The sequence below is a fragment of the Sinorhizobium sp. 6-70 genome (genome assembly GCF_030124375.1).
Classification (GTDB): Bacteria; Pseudomonadota; Alphaproteobacteria; order Rhizobiales; family Rhizobiaceae; genus Sinorhizobium.
The window spans coordinates 1-18352 of record NZ_JASKLS010000022.1; the positions used below are offsets into that span (position 1 = coordinate 1).

Annotated in this window: 13 protein-coding genes; 10 read left to right on the forward strand and 3 right to left on the reverse strand. The window is 62.6% G+C overall.

Annotation, left to right across the window (positions count from 1 at the left end; genetic code table 11):
* Nucleotides 1-375: 375 nt before the first annotated feature.
* Nucleotides 376-1626 carry a D-amino acid dehydrogenase gene (locus QN222_RS28445; protein WP_283966037.1) on the reverse strand — a complete coding sequence of 417 codons (1251 nt, stop codon included), beginning with the start codon at nt 1624-1626 and terminating at the stop codon, nt 376-378.
* A 28-nt stretch (nt 1627-1654) separates the two neighbouring features.
* Nucleotides 1655-2788 carry an alanine racemase gene (gene alr, locus QN222_RS28450; protein ID WP_284005711.1) on the reverse strand — a complete coding sequence of 378 codons (1134 nt, stop codon included), beginning with the start codon at nt 2786-2788 and terminating at the stop codon, nt 1655-1657.
* A 125-nt stretch (nt 2789-2913) separates the two neighbouring features.
* On the opposite strand from alr, the gene QN222_RS28455 reads away from it, so the two are divergent.
* On the forward strand, nt 2914-3387 hold the full coding sequence (locus QN222_RS28455; RefSeq protein ID WP_283966035.1) for an Lrp/AsnC family transcriptional regulator: 474 nt from the start codon (nt 2914-2916) through the stop codon (nt 3385-3387).
* Between the two features lie 58 nt (nt 3388-3445).
* On the opposite strand, the gene QN222_RS28460 is transcribed toward QN222_RS28455, so the two are convergent.
* On the reverse strand, nt 3446-4321 hold the full coding sequence (locus QN222_RS28460; protein ID WP_283966034.1) for a LysR substrate-binding domain-containing protein: 876 nt from the start codon (nt 4319-4321) through the stop codon (nt 3446-3448).
* A 112-nt stretch (nt 4322-4433) separates the two neighbouring features.
* On the opposite strand from QN222_RS28460, the gene QN222_RS28465 reads away from it, so the two are divergent.
* The 9 genes from QN222_RS28465 (at nt 4434) to QN222_RS28505 (ending at nt 18109) form a co-directional block, all read left to right on the forward strand.
* Nucleotides 4434-6083, forward strand: a complete 1650-nt coding sequence (locus QN222_RS28465; protein ID WP_284005713.1) for a Na/Pi cotransporter family protein — start codon at nt 4434-4436, stop codon at nt 6081-6083.
* Between the two features lie 102 nt (nt 6084-6185).
* Nucleotides 6186-7388, forward strand: a complete 1203-nt coding sequence (locus QN222_RS28470) for a 2-aminoethylphosphonate--pyruvate transaminase (RefSeq protein WP_283964979.1) — start codon at nt 6186-6188, stop codon at nt 7386-7388.
* A 15-nt stretch (nt 7389-7403) separates the two neighbouring features.
* The gene (gene phnA, locus QN222_RS28475) at nt 7404-8666 is read left to right on the forward strand and encodes a phosphonoacetate hydrolase (RefSeq protein ID WP_283964978.1); all 1263 of its coding nucleotides are present in this window, start codon (nt 7404-7406) and stop codon (nt 8664-8666) included.
* Between the two features lie 10 nt (nt 8667-8676).
* Entirely contained in the window at nt 8677-10131 is a 1455-nt protein-coding gene (phnY, locus tag QN222_RS28480; protein ID WP_283964977.1) for a phosphonoacetaldehyde dehydrogenase, read from the forward strand.
* A 316-nt stretch (nt 10132-10447) separates the two neighbouring features.
* Nucleotides 10448-11470, forward strand: a complete 1023-nt coding sequence (locus tag QN222_RS28485) for a putative 2-aminoethylphosphonate ABC transporter substrate-binding protein (protein WP_283964976.1) — start codon at nt 10448-10450, stop codon at nt 11468-11470.
* Nucleotides 11471-11550: 80 nt separating this feature from the next.
* Nucleotides 11551-12726 carry a putative 2-aminoethylphosphonate ABC transporter ATP-binding protein gene (locus QN222_RS28490; protein WP_283964975.1) on the forward strand — a complete coding sequence of 392 codons (1176 nt, stop codon included), beginning with the start codon at nt 11551-11553 and terminating at the stop codon, nt 12724-12726.
* 2 nt (nt 12727-12728) lie between these two features.
* Nucleotides 12729-14744 carry a putative 2-aminoethylphosphonate ABC transporter permease subunit gene (locus QN222_RS28495; protein WP_283964974.1) on the forward strand — a complete coding sequence of 672 codons (2016 nt, stop codon included), beginning with the start codon at nt 12729-12731 and terminating at the stop codon, nt 14742-14744.
* 321 nt (nt 14745-15065) lie between these two features.
* A complete protein-coding gene (locus QN222_RS28500; protein ID WP_283964973.1) occupies nt 15066-16178 on the forward strand; it encodes an NAD(P)/FAD-dependent oxidoreductase in 1113 nt (370 codons plus the stop codon).
* Nucleotides 16179-16327: 149 nt separating this feature from the next.
* Nucleotides 16328-18109 carry a radical SAM protein gene (locus QN222_RS28505; RefSeq protein WP_283964972.1) on the forward strand — a complete coding sequence of 594 codons (1782 nt, stop codon included), beginning with the start codon at nt 16328-16330 and terminating at the stop codon, nt 18107-18109.
* Nucleotides 18110-18352 lie beyond the last annotated feature (243 nt).

Sequence of the window (18352 nt, forward strand, 5' to 3'; positions counted from 1 at the left end):
CAGATCACAAAAGCCCCCGACGTCGCAAGACGCGGGGGCTTTTTGCATCCGCCAGCCGCCGACAGACCCCCATCGGCTGGCCCAGCCGCGGCCCCACGCCGACTGCCATCCAACAAACAGGCAACAGGCCGCAACCCGCAAGAAGGCGCCGGCATACCCAGCGCCGCAAAGAAGCGGCCGCCATCAAGGCGAGGAGCGATGCCAATCGGCCATGAAGGGGGAGTTCTGCGCGCCGGTGGTCAGGGGGAGGGCTACGACGACCTTCTGTATGTGGGAACGGACAAGGTGCCTGTAACACCGAAGCGTCCGTCGTCGTTCCCGGTCCCCTTCAAATCGGTTGTCATCGCACTCTCCTTTAAAGCCTGGCGTGTGTGCTCAGGCATACCGTGCGACGGCGAGATCGGTGGCATCGATGTCTGGCTTGTGGCCGGAAACGAGATCGGCGATGACGCGGGCCGAGCCCGAACTCATCGTCCAGCCGAGCGTGCCGTGGCCGGTATTGAGAAACAGGCCAGCAATCTTCGTAGGTCCGATGATCGGCGTGCCGTCCGGCGTCATCGGCCTCAGTCCGGACCAGAACGAGGCTTTGCCGGCGTCGCCGCCCGGGAAGAGGTCGGTGACGGAATGTTCCAGCGTGCGGCGGCGCGCCTCGCCGAGATCGTTGGTGTAGCCAGAAATTTCCGCCATGCCACCAACGCGGATGCGGTCACCGAGCCGCGTGATCGCAATCTTGTAGGTCTCGTCCATCACCGTCGATTCCGGCGCACGTGAAGCGTTGGCAATCGGGATGGTGAGCGAATAGCCTTTGACCGGATAGACCGGCAGGCGGATGCCGAAGGGCCGCACCAGCAGCGGCGAATAGCTGCCGAGCGCGACGACGACCGCATCGGCGGCGAGTCTTTCCCTGACGGTGACGACGCCGCGTACCCGGCCGGCTTCGACATCCAGCCCCTCGATTTCCGTGCCGTAGGCGAAGCGCACGCCGAGTTCTTCCGCCTTCTTTGCGAGCGCATTGGCGAACTTGAAGCAGTCGCCGGTCTCGTCCTTCGGCGTCAGCAGACCGCCGACGATCTTGTCTCGGACATGCTTTAGCGCCGGCTCTACGCGGATGCAGCCGTCGCGGTCGAGCACCTCATAAGGAATGCCGTCGGCGGCGAGCGCTTTGACATCCTTGGCCGAAGCGTCGAGCTGCTGCTGCGTGCGGAACAATTGCAGCGTACCCTGCATGCGCTCGTCATAAGCGATGCCTGTCTCGGTGCGCAGCGCCGCAAGCGAAATGCGGCTGTAGTCGGCAAGCCGCAGCATGCGGCTCTTGTTGATCGCGTAGCGCTTCGAGGTGCAATTGGAGAGCATTCGCATCAGCCAGCACAGCATGGCGGCATCGACCTTGGGACGCAGGATCAGCGGCGCGTGCTCCATAAACAGCCACTTGATTGCCTTCATCGGAATCCCAGGGGCCGCCCAGGGCGAGCAATAGCCGAACGAAACTTCGCCGGCATTGGCGAAGCTCGTTTCCAGCGCCGGGCCCTGCTGGCGGTCGATGACGGTCACCTCGTGTCCTGCCTTGGCAAGCTGGTAGGCAGACGTGACGCCGACGATGCCGGCGCCGAGAACGGTAACTTTCATGGTGTCCTCACTGGGGAAGAAGAAGGGGTCAGCAGTACCGTCGCTCGTAGCGATGGCCGAGACCGGTCAGGATTTCATAGGAAATGGTGCCAGCGTCGCGGGCGAGGTCTTCGAGCGTCTGGTGTGGGCCGAGGACTTCCACCAGGCTGCCGAGGTGCAGGCGGCCTTTCGGCAGGGCGGAAACGTCGATGGTGATGCTGTCCATAGACACGCGCCCGACGATCGGCAGACGGATGCCGTCGCAGTAGACCGCGCCCCGGTCGCTCAGGCTGCGCGGCAGGCCGTCCGCATAGCCGGCGGCGATGGTGGCAAGGCGCGTTTCGCCCACCGTGGCATGGGTGCCGCTGTAGCCGATGCGTGTGCCGGCCGGCACGGTGCGCGTTTGGACCACCGCGACCTCCAGGCGCACGACTGGCTCCACCGGGTTCGGCATGCCGGTGGTTGGTGCGCCCCCATAGAGCGCGATGCCCGGGCGGGCGAGTACGCCATGATAGGCCTTGTCGAGGAAGATGCCGCCAGAATTGGCAAAGCAGACGTCGAGTGCCGGAAACTCGGCCGCGACGAGGTTCATCTCGGCGAGTTGATCGCCGTTCTGCTCGCTCGTGGTATCGTCGGCGGATGCAAGGTGGCTCATGATGAACAGAACCTCGATCCCGCGGTCCGCTTCTACCAGGCCGGCAAGGGCCGCCCTGTGCTCCGGCGGCACGCCGAGGCGCGACATGCCGGTATCGAATTGTAGCCCTGCGGGGAGCCGGCGTCCGCGTGCCCGCGCGGCCTGAGCCCACTGCTGCCACTGCTCCAGCGAATTGATGATCGGAACGATACCTTCCCGGGCGCAGGCGCCCTCGTTGCCGGGCTGGAGGCCGTTCAACACCAAGACCGTGGCGTCGGCGGGAAGACGCGGACGCAGGCTGAGAGCCTCGACGAACTGGGCCACGAAGAAATGGCGGCAGCCGCACGCATAGAGTTTTGCGGTGATCTGGTCGGCGCCGAGGCCATAGGCGTCGGCCTTGACGACGGCCGCCGCGCGCGCGGGCGCAACCTCCGCCGCCAGCCTTTCATAGTTGCGGGCAAGGGCACTGAGATCGATTGTCAGATGGCCAGACGCACCGCCCGTGCCGGCCTTCCTGCCTGCCATGTTTTCTTGTATCGCGCTGTCCATTACTGGTCCCCCATTTGGATGGGAGCCTAGTGAAACGATCGTGAAATTGCCGAGGAAATAGCGATTGATCGGTGTGCAGATCTATGATTTTTGAAAGGAATGACGAAGATTTGGAATAATCTGCAATGACGGCACTGGACGCGATCGACCGCAACATCCTTCGGCTCCTGCGGCTCGATGCGCGTATGAGCAATGCCAGGCTCGCGGCTGAGGTCGGGCTCTCGCCGTCTGCCTGTCTCAGGCGGATCAAGCTGCTGGAGCGGGGCGGCGTCATCCGCGGCTATACCGCGCTGGTGGATACGTCGACCGTCGAGGCGACGATTGCCGTCATCATCAACATCACGCTGGAGCGGCAAACGGAAGACTATCTCGACCGTTTCGAGGCGGCGGTGCGCCGGCATCCGGAAATTCGCGAGTGTTTTCTAATGACGGGCGGTTCGGACTATCTCCTGCGGGTCGAGGTCGCCAATGCGGGCGAGTTCGAGCGCATCCACAAGGAAATCCTCTCGGCCTTGCCAGGCGTCCTGCGCATCCATTCGAGCTTTTCGATCCGCAATGTGCTGGCGACGCGGCCCAAGGGGCGGACTGGCCGCTCATGAAGGCGGGACGCGCCCGATAGCGGCTCGCGTCGGCTTCATGACGGCCCGAACACCGCGCTCATGTCGTTACTGGCGCAAGCCCACGCGCGATATTGAAAAACGCGTTCACAAGCTTGCCGTTGCTGCGCTCGCGTAGGCAGATCAGAGCCTCGTCCATTAGCATTTCCGGTGCGTCTATCTGAATGGGAACCAGACGACTGTCTTGCCCAAACTCGGCTGAAGAAACGAAGCCGACCCCGCCGCCCGCCGCGACGATCTCGCGCACCGCCTCGCGGCCTTCAGCTTCAATCAGCGGTGTCAGGGGCACGCCGCATTGTTTGGCCATCGCCTCGAGCTTCTGGCGGGTCTTGGAGCCTTGTTCGCGCATGACGAGCGGGTGCTTGACGAGATCGGCGAACGTGACCGTGTTTTGACCAGCGAGAGGAAAGTCGCGGCTCGCGAAGGCGATGATCGGTGTGGAGTTGAGTTTCAGGATCTCGAAATCGCTGGATTGCGGGATTTCGCCGAGCACGCCGATATCCGCCTCGTAGGCGTGCAGGCTGGTGATGACCGTTTCGGTATTACCCGAGTCGATCGAGACCTGTACCGACGGGTAGGCGCGGCGGAAGGCGGCGAGTATGTGCAGAAGGTGGTGGGCAGCGTCGGCGACGATCCGCAGTTTGCCTGCGCGGAGCGCCCGGGACTCCGAAAGCAGATCCAGCGCCTGCTGCTCGACGTCGAACATGCGGCGGGTGACTTCGAGAAGCTGCTGGCCGGCCTGGGTCAGCGTCACCTGCTTCTTGTTTCGGTTGAAGAGCAGGACGTCGTATTCCTCCTCAAGCTTGCGGACCTGGTCCGAGACGGCAGGCTGCGTGAGGAAGAGCGCTTCTGCCGCTCGCGAGAAGCCACCATGGATAGCCACGTTATGGAAGGCGCGAAGCTGGACGTAACGCATGCGAGCGGCCCTAGATAGATTTCGTCGATAGTTTCATTAAAACGAACGATTTGATTTATGTAAAGCGGCAAGGGATAGTTTCCGGATTCCATCCTCTCTCCGGAGCGCGCCCATGAACCTCCCGGCCGTCGCCCTCGAACTTGCCGCCGCCACGGTCCTGTTGCTCTATGCCGTCAGTCTCGTGAAGAAAGGCGTCGAAACGGCGTCTGGTGACATCGTCGCGCGAACCGTCGGCGGCGCTGGCAGACGGCCGCGTGCGGCCGTCTATGGCTGTGTTGTGGCGATCGCGTTACAGAGTTCGACGGCGGTCGCGATGCTTGCGGCCGGCTTTGCCATCAGCGGCGCGCTCGGGCTCGATATCGGACTGGCGGTGCTTCTCGGGGCCGATCTTGGCTCGGCGCTGGTCGTCAAGATCCTATCCTTCGACCTGCATTGGCTGGCGCCGCTGTTCGTCGCAGCCGGCGGTCTCCTGCATTTGAAAGCGTCTATGCGCAAGGTCACCGAAGCCGGGCGCGCCGTGCTCGGTATCGGCCTGCTGCTGCTGTCGCTCCAGATGATCGGCCACGCGACGCAGCCGCTGACACAAAGCCCACTTTTGCCCTCCGCCATCGCCTTCCTGGGGACGGATGCGCTGACGGTGATGATCCTCGCCGCGGTCTTCACCTGGGCGCTGCATTCCAGCGTGGCGGCGATCCTGCTGATCCTGACCTTTGCGGCAAAGGGGCTCGTGCCGCTGGAGGTTGGCATTCCCCTGGTTCTCGGCGTCAATCTCGGCGGGGGACTGATTGCTCTGTGGCTGACCCGCGGCCTGCCGGTTGAAGGCCGGCGCCTGCCGCTCGGTAACCTTCTCTTTCGCGCATTGTTCAGTGCGGCGGTCTTCGCTCTGTTTTCGCTGCACGCCCCCTTCGTCTGGCTTCCGGGCGGTACGGTTGCCGGCAAGCTCGTCAACTTGCATCTACTGTTCAATGCCGCGCTGGTTCTCATCGGGCTGGTCTCGTGCGGTCTGATGGCGCGTCTCGTCAGGCTCCTCACCGCGGCGCCGGTAGAGGCTTACCTGGCGGCCCATGCCAGCGCGCTCGACCATTCGCTGATCGACAAGCCGGCGCAGGCGCTTGCAGCGGCGGCGCGCGAGGTATTGCACATGGGCAATCTCATCGCGCGAATGCTGGAGCCGGTGATGGCGGTCATTCAGTCACCGACGCCGGAGACAGTGAAGGCGCTACGCAGCATCGACGGGGACATCCACCGGGCGCATCGCGAGATCAAGCTCTATGTCGCGGCCGTCAATCGCGGGGTTCTAACAGAGGAACAATCACGGCGGGGTATCGAGCTTACAGAGGCGGCAATCCATCTCGAATATGCCGGCGACGTCGTCGCGAAAAACCTCCTGCAGATGGCCGAGGAGCGGCTAGATGGCGCCGGCGCCTTCTCGCAGGAGGGATGGCGTGAGCTCACCTTGCTGCACGCTGCGGTGTTTGCCAATGTCAGGCTCGCGGCCAATCTTCTCGTCTCGCCTGACCCTGTGATCGCCCGTGAGATGGTCCGGCAGAAAGAGCATGTGCGCCGACTCGTCGAGGAGAGCAGCAAGAGCCACCTGGAGCGGCTTCGGCAGGGCATCGCGGCGAGCATCCAGTCGAGCGACATGCATCTGGAGATCGTCCGGGCACTGAAGGAGGTCAATTCGCTGGTCACGACCATGGCCTATCCGCGCCTGCGCGAGACCGGAGACCTGCTGGAAAGCCGACTGGTGCCGGCAGCCTAGATACATAAATTGTACCTATAGATTGATACAAAAGAACGATTTTACAGATATATGTTTCCGCCGCATTGTCTTTCTCGAACATGCCAAACGCGAGGACGGACCATGCCAAACATCGCTTCTGATAGAACCATCGCGCCTCTGGAATCGCCGAGACTCGGCGAGCCCTATCTGCTGACGCCCGGCCCGTTGACGACGGCCTATGAAGTCAAGGAAGTCATGCTGAAGGACTGGGGTTCGTGGGACGGCGACTTCCGGGCCATGACCGCGCAGCTGCGTCGTGAGCTCCTCGAGATCGCCGGTGACACGAAGGACGAGTTCGATTGTGTGCCGATGCAGGGCAGCGGCTCGTTCTCGGTCGAGGCGATGCTCGGCAGCTTCGTTCCGCGGGACGGCAAGGTGCTGGTGCTGATGAACGGTGCCTATGGCAAGCGCATCGCCCAGACGCTCTCTTATCTTGGCCGCGAACACGTGACGATCGACAAGGGCGACTACATGCCGCCGCGTGGTCCCGAAGTCGCCGCCGCGCTCGATGCCGATCCGGCGATCACCCATGTGGTCGTCGTCCACTGCGAGACCAGCTCCGGCATACTCAATCCGCTGAAGGAAATCTCTGAGACGGTGTACTCCCGCGGTCGCAAGCTGCTCGTCGATTCGATGAGCGCCTTCGGCGCCGTGCCGGCAGGCATCGCCGATTTCCGCTACGAGGCGATCGTCTCCTCCGCCAACAAGTGCATCGAGGGCGTGCCGGGCTTCGGCTTCGTCATCGCCCGCAAGAGCGAACTGGAGGCGGCCAAGGGCCGCAGCCACTCGCTGAGCCTCGATGTGCATGCCCAGTGGGAATACATGAACAAGACGGGCCAATGGCGCTTCACGCCACCGACCCACGTGGTTGCCGCCTTCCTGGAGGCGCTCCGTATCCATCGTGAAGAAGGCGGCGTTGCCGGTCGCGGCGCGCGTTATGCCCGCAATCGCGATGTCATGGTGGCCGGCATGCGCGAGGTGGGTTTCGAGACGCTGCTTGCCGATCAGTGGCTGTCGCCGATCATCGTCACCTTCTTCAGCCCGGCCCATCCCGCTTTCGCCTTCGATCGCTTCTACGATCTGATGAAGGAAAAAGGCTTCATCATCTATCCCGGCAAGCTCACCGTGGCCGACAGCTTCCGCGTCGGCTGCATCGGCCGCATGGACGAGCATGTCATGCGCTGTGTGGTGGAAGCCGCTCGAAGCTCGCTCGCCGAAATGGGCGTCGACAGCGCCGCCCCGCCGGCCGTCGCCCTCGAAGAACGTAGCCGTCTCGCCGCCTGAACGAAGGAATTTCCCATGAACCAGATGTCCAAGATCACCGTCACCGCCAACCGGCGCACCTATCCCTGGCCGAACGTTCCGGCAATCGCCATCTGCCTCGATGGCTGCGAGCCGGCCTATCTCGACGAGGCGATCAAGGCCGGCCTGATGCCGACACTTGCCCGCATCCGCAAGACGGGCACGGAACGCACTGCGTTGAGCGTCATCCCGAGCTTCACCAACCCGAACAATCTCTCCATCGCCACCGGCCGCCCGCCGGCGATCCACGGCATCTGCGGCAACTATCTCTACGAACCGCAGACCGGCAAGGAAGTGATGATGAACGATCCGCGCTTCCTGCGCGCGCCGACGATCTTCAAGCAGTTCTACGATGCCGGCGCGAAGGTCGCCGTGGTGACGGCGAAGGACAAGCTGCGGGCGCTGCTCGGCCACGGCCTCAAGTTCGACGAGGGCAGGGCGGTCTGCTTCTCGTCGGAGAAAGCCGACAAGTCGACCACGGCCGAAAACGGCCTCGACAATGCCTCGGCCTGGCTCGGCCGTCCGGTGCCGGAGGTCTATTCGGCGGACCTTTCCGAATTCGTCTTCGCCGCGGGCGTCAAGCTGCTCAAGGAATTCCGCCCGGACGTCATGTACCTGACGACGACCGACTATGTGCAGCACAAATACGCGCCCGGCGTGCCCGAGGCGAACTCCTTCTATGAGATGTTCGACAGGTACCTGACCGAGCTCGACGCCCTCGGCGCGGCGATCATCGTCACCGCCGACCACGGCATGAAGCCCAAGCACAAGGCGGACGGTTCGCCGGATGTCATCTATGTGCAGGACCTGCTGGACGAATGGCTCGGCAAGGATACCGCCCGCGTCATCCTGCCGATCACCGACCCCTATGTGGTGCATCACGGGGCGCTCGGTTCCTTTGCCACGGCTTACCTGCCCGAAGCGACTGATAAGGAGGAGATCATCGAGCGGCTGACGGCGATCGATGGCATTGACGTCGTGCTCTCCCGCCCGGAGGCCTGCGTGCGCTTCGAGCTGCCGGACGACCGCATCGGCGACGTCGTGCTGGTCTCGTCCGAAAACAAGACGCTCGGTACCAGCGAGCACCGGCATGATCTTGCTGCGCTGAACGAGCCGCTGCGCTCGCATGGCGGCCTCACGGAACAGGAAGTGCCCTTCATCGCCAACCGCAAGCTGCCCGAACTTCTGACGGCCGGCACGCTGCGCAACTTCGACGCCTTCTATTACGCGCTCGTCGCAGCCGCCCAGCCGGCGCAATAGGGAGGGAACGATGACCAAAGTGGAAACGGCATTTGCCATTCGCCACGAGCCTATGCGGATCGCCGGCAAGGCGGTCGATACCGAAGGGCGTATCGACGTGCACTACCCCTGGAACGACGCCGTCATCGGCACCGTTCCGGCCGGCAATGCGGAGCATGCCCGCAAGGCCTTCGAGATCGCGGCGGCTTATCAGCCGAAGCTGACGCGCTACGAGCGCCAGCGCATCCTGCTCAAGGCGGCGGACATGCTCGTCGCCCGCAAGGAGGAGATTTCCGACCTCATCACACTGGAGCTCGGCATCTCCAAGCAGGACTCGCTTTATGAAGTGGGCCGCGCCTTCGATGTGCTGACACTCTCCGGCCAGATGTGCATCCGTGACGACGGCGAGATCTTCTCCTGTGACCTCACCCCGCACGGCAAGGCCCGCAAGATTTTCACCACCCGCGAACCGCTGACCGCCATTTCGGCGATCACGCCCTTCAATCATCCGCTCAATATGGTGGCGCACAAGGTGGCGCCGGCGATCGCGACGAACAATTGCGTCGTGCTGAAGCCGACGGAGTTGACGCCGATGACGGCGCTGGTATTCGCCGACATACTCTACGAGGCGGGCCTGCCGCCGGAAATGCTTTCGGTCGTTACCGGCTGGCCGGACGATATCGGGATGGAGATGATGACCAACCCGAACTTCGACCTTATCACCTTTACCGGCAGCGTGCCGGTCGGCAAGCTAATCGCGGCGAACGCCCATTACAAGCGGCAGGTGCTGGAACTCGGCGGCAACGATCCGCTGATCATCCTCAACGACCTGTCGGACGCCGATCTTGCCAAGGCGGCGGACCTTGCGGTTGCCGGTGCGACGAAGAATTCCGGCCAGCGCTGCACGGCGGTGAAGCGCATCCTCTGCCAGGAGAGCATCGCCGATCGCTTCGTCCCCCTGGTGCTGGAGCGGGCGAGGAAGCTCAAGTTCGGCGATCCGATGGACCGGGCGACGGAACTCGGCACGGTCGTGCATGCCCGAGCGGCGGAGGTGTTCGAGCGCCGGGTGCACAAGGCGGCGGAAGAGGGGGCGGAGATACTCTACGACCCCGGCCGCAAGGGCGCCCTGCTGCCGCCGATCGTCGTCGACCGGGTGCGGCACTCGAGCGAACTGGTCATGGAGGAAACCTTCGCGCCGATCATCCCGATCGTGCGCGCGCCGGACGACGATGATGCGCTTATCGCGCTGTCGAACTCGACGGCGTTCGGCCTTTCCTCCGGGGTCTGCACCAACGACTTCCGGCGCATGCAGAAATACATTGCCGGGCTAAGGGTCGGCACTGTCAATATCTGGGAGGTGCCGGGATACCGCATCGAGATGAGCCCCTTCGGCGGCATCAAGGACTCCGGCAACGGCTACAAGGAAGGCGTCATCGAGGCGATGAAGAGCTTTACCAACGTCAAGACATTCTCTCTGCCATGGTGATGTGAGCGTTTCCCCCGCTGATTCACCCTCTGGGAGCTGCCTCGGCGGCTCCCTTTTTGTTTACACGATGGGCGGGCGTGGCGCGTGCGAGACAGGACCATCGGCGACCGCTTTGAAAGTGCTGCTTATTCTTCGTTGGCCGGCCACGCGTGGCAGAGCATCCATAGATTTTACTTGCTAAACGATAAGAATAATAAATTTTACTAACTAAAAAGCCCTGCGCAGAATGCTCATGAAGCCGATGACAGAGGGGCAGCATCAAGATTGCCCGCCGCGCTTCCTGGTTTTTCCAGGTCTTCAGAGGAGAACTTCAATCATGAACAGACGCGTGCTTTTTTTGCTTGCCGGCGCCGTTTCTGCCGTGCTCCCCGCCATTGCTTTTGCTGAAACCCAACTCACCGTCTATACCGCCATCGAGGCCGTCGACCTCGATCGTTATAAGGCGACTTTCGAAAAGGCCCACCCCGACATCAAGATCAACTGGGTGCGCGACTCCACCGGCGTGATGACGGCAAAGCTGCTCGCCGAGAAGGACAATCCGCAGGCCGACGTGGTCTGGGGTCTTGCCGCCACGTCGTTGCTTCTCCTCAAGACCGAAGGCATGCTGGAGCCTTACCAGCCCAAGGGCGTCGAGGAGCTGGACAAGAAATTCGTTGACAACGACACCCCTCCCGGCTGGGTCGGCATGGACGCCTATGTCGCTGCGCTCTGCTACAACACGGTGGAAGGCGAGAAGCTCGGCCTCAAGGCGCCGACGAGTTGGGAAGACCTGACGAAGCCGGAGTACAAGGGCCATATCGTGATGCCGAACCCGGCTTCCTCCGGCACGGGCTTCCTCAACGTCTCGGGCTGGATGCAGTTGTGGGGCGAGGACAAGGCCTGGGCCTATATGGACAAGCTCCACGAGAACATCTCCGCCTATACCCATTCCGGCTCAAAGCCCTGCAAGATGGCGGGTGCCGGCGAGGCAGTGATCGGCGTTTCCTTCGAGTTTCCCGGGGCCAAGGCCAAGAGCGCCGGCGCGCCGATCGACATCATCTTCCCGTCTGAAGGCTCGGGTTGGGAAGCCGAGGCAACGGCGATCATCGGCGGCACGCCCAACCTCGAAGCCGCCAAGACGCTGGTCGACTGGTCGGTCACCAAGGAAGCCAACGAGATGTACAATGTCGGCTATGCCGTCGTCGCTTATCCGGGCGTCGCAAAGGCGGTCGAACACCTGCCGTCCGACATCTCCTCCAAGATGATCGACAACGACTTCGAATGGGCCGCGAACAACCGCACTGCCATTCTGAAGGAATGGCAGAAGCGTTACGACGCCAAGTCGGAGCCGAAGAGCTGATCCCGATCGACCGGGCGGGGCGCCGATGCGCTCCGCCCATCGCATTCTCCCGAAATCCCTGAAGCCAGCGGAGCTTGCAGATGAGACATGCCCTGTCGATCGAACCGACGCCCACGCCCATTCACCGCGCCGCGAAGCAGGCGGGCGCTGAGCCGACGCCCTATCTGGAGATCACCGATCTGTGGAAGGCCTATGGCGATTTCGTCGCGCTGCGCGACATATCGCTCAGTATCGGCAAGGGCGAGTTCATCTGTTTCCTCGGCCCCTCGGGCTGCGGCAAGACGACCTTGCTGAGGGCGATCGCAGGCCTGGACCTCCAGACGCAAGGCACGATCCGGCAGGACGGCCGCAACATCTCAACCCTGCCGGCCTCCAGACGCGATTACGGCATCGTCTTCCAGTCCTACGCGCTCTTTCCGAACCTCACCATCGAGCAGAATATTGCCTTCGGCCTGGAAAACATCGGCCGTTCGAAGGCAGCGGTGGCCGCGCGTGTCGCCGAGCTTCTGGAAACGGTCGGCCTGTCGGCGCATGGCAAGAAATATCCCGCCCAACTCTCCGGCGGCCAACAGCAGCGCATCGCGCTTGCCCGGGCCATCGCCATCTCGCCGGGCCTGCTTCTGCTCGATGAGCCGCTGTCAGCACTCGACGCCAAGGTTCGCGTCCACCTTCGCCACGAGATCAAGGCACTGCAACGAAAACTCGGCGTCACCACCATCATGGTCACGCATGACCAGGAGGAGGCGCTCGCCATGGCCGACCGGATCGTCGTGATGAACCACGGCGTCATCGAACAGGTTGGCTCACCCTCCGAAATCTATCGCCACGCCAAAACCCTGTTCGTCGCCGACTTCATCGGCGAGACCAACCAGTTTCCTGCAGAGGTCCTGAGCGACGGCGAGGTCGAGATCGGTCATTCGGCCTTCTGCTGCCCGACCGAGGAGTTCGCGACCGGCCAGGCGGCGACCGCCGTCGTGCGCCCCGTCGACATCATCCCACACGGCGCCGACGCGCATGCGGCCAATGCTGTCGACCGGCCCGCAACGCCGCAGAATCTGGTCGATGCCCAGGTGCAGGAGATGGAGTTCCTCGGCATGTTCTGGCGCACGCGGCTGACGGCGCCCCGGCTCGGTGAACGCACGCTCGTTGCCGACTTCTCCGTCAATGCGGTCCGCCGCCTGCGTATCGAGGCGGGCGGCGTCATCCAGGTCGAGATCCCGCGGGAACGCCTGCTGCTCTACCCAAGGAGTGCCTGACGATGAACTTCGCTCTTGAAGCGTCCCACCTGCCACTGACTGGCAAGCGGCTTCGGCAGGAAGCCTCCCGCGACGATCTCGTCAAGCTCGGCTTCATGGCCGTCATCGGTCTCTACCTGATAGTCGCGCTCGCTGCGCCGCTCTTCGTCATGTTGTCGAAGTCGCTTTCGACTTACCGGTTCGCACTGGCCGCCTTTGAATTCCAGGTGAGCGACGAGACGGGTGCGAACTGGGGTCCGGTTGTCAGCGCGGCAGAACTGAATCGTGAGCTTGGCGCCGTGGCGGACACGGAGCTTTCCACGAATTCCGACGGCCGGCTCGCCGCGACGAAGTTCTTCCCGGAATTCAAGTTCCGCAGTCCGGTGCATTATCGCATTCGTGGCACGACGGATGATGCCGCCTTCCTCGTCGGCTCCACGCGAGAAACGGGCACGGCGTGGCGTGAATACGATTCCGGCACCTTTCGGCGTGTTGTGCTGCGTCCGGCAAGCAGCCTCGGCTTCGAGAACTTCAGAACCTATTTCTCGACGCCCGCGCTTGCCCAGTCGATCCACAATTCGGTGCTGATGGCCGCGATCAGCACGGTGGTGACGATCTCGATCGCCTTTGCGCTTGCCTATGGCCTGACGCGAAGCTGCATGCCGCTCAGGGGTTTGTTCCGCGGAATCCTGACGATTCCGATCCTCGTTCCATCGCTGCTGCCGGGCATCGCGCTCGTTTATCTCTTCGGCAATCAGGGCGTCTTCAAGGACTGGCTGATGGGCTACTCCATCTATGGCCCGATCGGCATCGTCATCGGCTCGGTCTTCTTCACGCTACCGCACGCCTTCCTCATTATCCTGACGGCGCTCTCCATCGCCGATGCGCGGCACTACGAGGCCGCCGCCTCGCTCAAGGCCAGCAAATGGCGGACCTTCACAACCGTGACGGTGCCGGGTGCGCGCTATGGCATCGTCTCGGCTGCCTTCGTCGTCTTCACGCTGGTCATCACCGATTTCGGCCTGCCCAAGGTGATCGGCGGCCAGTACGGCATGCTCGCCGTCGATATCTACAAGCAGGTGATCGGCCAGCAGAACTTCGAGATGGGGGCCGTCGTCTCCGTCATCCTCCTCGTGCCGGCCGTGCTCGCCTTTGTCGTCGATCGGCGCATGCAGAGGCGACAGGTGGCATTGCTCTCGGCGCGCGCGGTGCCCTATGTGCCGAAGCGCAATGCGCGGATGGATACACTCTGTTTCGCCTTCGCCTGCCTCGCCAGCCTGTTCATCCTCGGCATGATCGCGATGTGTCAGATCGCGGCGATCGTGAAGTTCTGGCCTTACGACCTGACACTGACGGCGAAGAACTTCGCCTTTGACCTGATGGACGGCGGCGGCTGGGCAGCCTATGGCAACTCGATCAGGCTCGCACTGCTGACGGCGCTCTTCGGTTCGGTCATCGTCTTTGCCGGCGCCTATATGGTCGAGAAGGCGGATGGCTTCCGCTTCGGGCGCAGCATTTTCCATTTCCTGGCGATGATGCCCATGGCCGTGCCGGGCATGGTGCTCGGCCTTGCCTACATCTTCTTCTTCAACAACCCCGCCAATCCCCTGTACCCGATCTACGGCACGATGACGATCCTCGTCGTCTGTACGGTGACGCACTTCTACACGGTCGCGCACCTGACGGCGCTCACCGCGCTCAAGCAGATGGACCCGGAATTCGAATCCGTCGCCGCCTCCTTGAAGCAGCCCTTCCACCGCTTGTTCTTCCGTGTCACGGTGCCGGTCTGCCTGCCGGCAATCCTCAACATCGCGATCTATCTCTTCGTCAATGCGATGACGACGGTCTCGGCCGTGGTCTTTCTGTACGCCACGGACACCAAACTTGCCTCGGTCGCCGTACTCAACATGGACGATGCGGGCGACATCGCGCCGGCAGCGGCCATGGGCATGATGATCTTCTACACGAATGTCGCCGCCAAGCTTATCCACGCGCTGATCGCCCGCGGCCTGCTTGCCCGCACACAGGCGTGGCGATAGTGTCAGAGATACCGAAGCGTGCACAGCAATGGTACTCATGAATGCTTCGCCCATGCAGGGTCATCGCCCTTTGGGGCAAATCCACGCGTTGCCTCGAAACGCTCCGATATCCTCGACGGTTCATTTGCGTATAAAGCTCCGCAGCACCAAGGTTTCCGGACGATAGTGCCGGAGAAACCGATCCCCGTCCTCATTCCGGCCATGTGGCGGGCGGAGCTATTTTGACTGCTTTGCAACTGAATGGCTGCGACAGCGCATCTTGCGACAAGCGGCAGGTCTGTGTTCCTTTACGGGCTATCGGCTTTGGATGCGGAGAAGATCTTGGACGAACTCGATTGTGTGGTCGCCGGTGCGGGTGTGGTCGGCCTTGCAGTGGCGCGCGCCCTGGCGCTCGCCGGCCGCGAGGTCTTGATCCTCGAGGCGGCCGATGCGATCGGCACGGAGACCTCGTCTCGCAACAGTGAGGTCATTCATGCCGGCATCTATTATCCTGCCGGTAGCCTGATGGCCCGCTTCTGCGTCGCCGGCCGCAAGGCGCTCTACGCCTATTGCCGGGAACGCGGGTTGCCGCACCGAAACTGCGGAAAACTGATCGTCGCCACGTCAGCGGAGGAACTGCAGCGCCTGCCGGAGATTGCGGCCAAGGCTGCGGCAAATGGCGTTGCCGACATCCGTGAGATATCCGCAGCCGAGGCGAAGGAACTGGAGCCTTCACTTTCTACCACCGGCGCCTTGCTGTCCCCGTCCACCGGGATCATCGACAGCCACGCCTATATGCTCGCGCTGCTCGGCGATGCCGAGAGCGCCGGCGCACTTCTTGCGCTGAAAAGCCCTGTCGTCCGCGTCCGGGCTGACGATGCCGGTTTTGAGGTAGATACCGGCGGCGACGATCCGCTCACGTTTCGCTGCCGGTTCTTTGTCAATGCAGCGGGCCTGCATGCGACCACGCTTGCCAATGCGATCGAAGGCGTGCCTCGGTATCTGGTGCCGTCGGCCTATTATGCCAAGGGCAGCTATTTCTCGCTGACCGGCGGGACGCCGTTCTCACGGCTCATCTATCCGGTGCCGGTGAAGGGCGGTCTCGGCATTCACCTGACGCTCGATATGGCCGGCCGCGCCCGTTTCGGGCCCGATATCGAGTGGATCGATCGGGTGGACTACCAGGTGGAACCGGAAAGGGCGGCGCTCTTTTACCAAGGGATCCGCCGGTATTATCCAGACCTGAAGGACGGGGCGCTCGCGCCGGCCTATTCTGGAATTCGGCCAAAGATCGTGCCGCCGGAGATCGCCAACCAGGATTTCCGCATACAGGGGCCGGACAGCCACGGCGTGCCGGGACTGATCAATCTCTTCGGGATTGAATCGCCCGGACTGACATCATCGCTGGCTCTCGCCGATTATGTCCGCGACATGACGCTCCAAGCATTGCGCTGATTTTACAGCGCCATGCGTCTTGCCAGACGCGCAAAGGTCGCTGTGGCACTTTGAATTGCTGCCTTAAATCGGGGACGACCACCGTGGCCTTGTCTTGTGGCGGCGCTCTGCTACGCTCTCCCATTGCTTCCAAAAACGAAAGAGAGCACGTGGCGCATTCTTCGGAAGCTAGCGGGAGGCGTTTCCAGCTCATCCTGATCAAGCCGTCGCACTATGATGACGAAGGCTACGTGATCCGGTGGTGGCGTGCCATGATCCCCTCGAACTCGCTCGCCGCGCTTTATGGTATTGCCGCTGACTGCGCCGAACGCAAGGTGCTCGGCCCGGACACTGCCATCGATATCACGGTGGTCGACGAAACGAATACGCGGGTCGATTTCCCGGCCCTTCTGCGCGTGCTTGGCCGACGCGACAATTTCGGCATGGTGGCGCTTGTCGGAGTCCAATCCAACCAGTTTCCGCGCGCGCTCGATATTGCGCGGCCGTTTCGCAACGCTGGCATACCCGTTGCCATGGGCGGGTTTCACGTGTCGGGCTGCCTTGCCATGCTTGACGGCAAGGCAGTGGAACTCGACGCCTGCCGTGAGATAGGCATTTCCATGTTTGCCGGCGAGGCGGAGGGCCGTCTTGAAACCGTGCTGCGCGATGCGGCTGCCGGCAAGCTGGAGCCGATCTACAACTTCATGGATGACCTGCCGGCCATTGCCGACACACCGGTGCCGTTCCTGCCGAAGGAAAATATCGCCCACACGCTCGGCTTCAGTACGAGTTTCGATGCCGGTCGCGGCTGTCCCTATCAATGTTCCTTCTGCACGATCATCAACGTGCAGGGGCGCAGGTCGCGTTTCCGCTCGGCCGACGACGTCGAGAAGCTCGTGCGGATGAACTGGGCACAAGGTGTGCACAAGTTCTTCATCACCGACGATAATTTTGCCCGCAACAGGAATTGGGAGGCGATCTTCGACCGGTTGATCGAACTGCGGGAGAAGGACGCCATTCCGCTCGGCCTGATGATCCAGGTCGACACACTCTGCCACAGGATCCCGAACTTCATCGAGAAGGCCAAGCGCGCCGGTGTTACCCGCGTTTTCATCGGTCTCGAGAACGTCAACCCGGATAATCTGACCGCTGCGAGGAAGAGCCAGAACAAGATCACCGAATATCGCAAGATGCTGCTTGCCTGGAAGGCGCAGGGCATCATGACGCTCGCGGGCTACATCCTCGGCTTTCCGGCGGATACGCCCGAGACCATCCGGCGCGACATCGCCATCATCCAACACGAACTGCCGGTCGATATCGTCGAATTCTTCATCCTCACACCACTGCCGGGCTCGGAGGACCACCAAAAGCTCTGGAGGAACGGCGTCGAGATGGAGGCGGATCTCAACGTCTATGATGTCGAGCATGTGTGCACGGCGCACGCGAGGATGAGCCGGGAGGCGTGGGAAAACATCTACCACGAGGCGTGGCGGCTCTATTACTCGCCGGAGCATATGGAGACATTGCTGCGCCGCGCGGCCGCGACGGGCGTGCCGCTTGGAAGCCTTGTCAAGCTGCTCGTTTCCTTCGCGACGATGGTGTCGCTCGAACACGTCCACCCGCTGCAAAGCGGCTTTTTGCGCCTGAAGCGGCCGTCGGAGCGGCGGCCGGGAATAAAGAGGGTGCATCCGCTGATCTTCTGGCCGCAGTTTTTACTGCAGACGGTGCGCAGGCACGGGACGCTTGCAGGCATGATCGTCCGGCTGACTGCCGCCGCCTTCAGGATTTCCCGCGACCCGGCTTCGAAGGCCTACATGGACCAGGCGCTGACGCCGGTCGGAGCAGACGACGAGGAGACGCTTGAACTTTTTACCAAAACTGCCGGAGGTACGACTGCGGTGGCGCATATAAGGAAGATCACGGCGCTCACCCACGCCGCTCCGGGCGTCTAATCGTCGGGCCTGCATTTTTTCCTTGAGCTTGCCGCCGGCGATAACAAATCAGCCTAGCCGCAACGGCAAGCCGAAGCCCCCGCCAGCATCGGAAGCGCGACTATCTGCCGACCACTGCACCACTCGGAGCGGCATCTGGACCCGATAGGCTTCGCGAGCACGTACGCAAGGCACGCGATAAAATCAAAGCACTCCATCGTCCCAACGCATCCAACACGACGGCAAGCCGCTGTGGACAGGCAA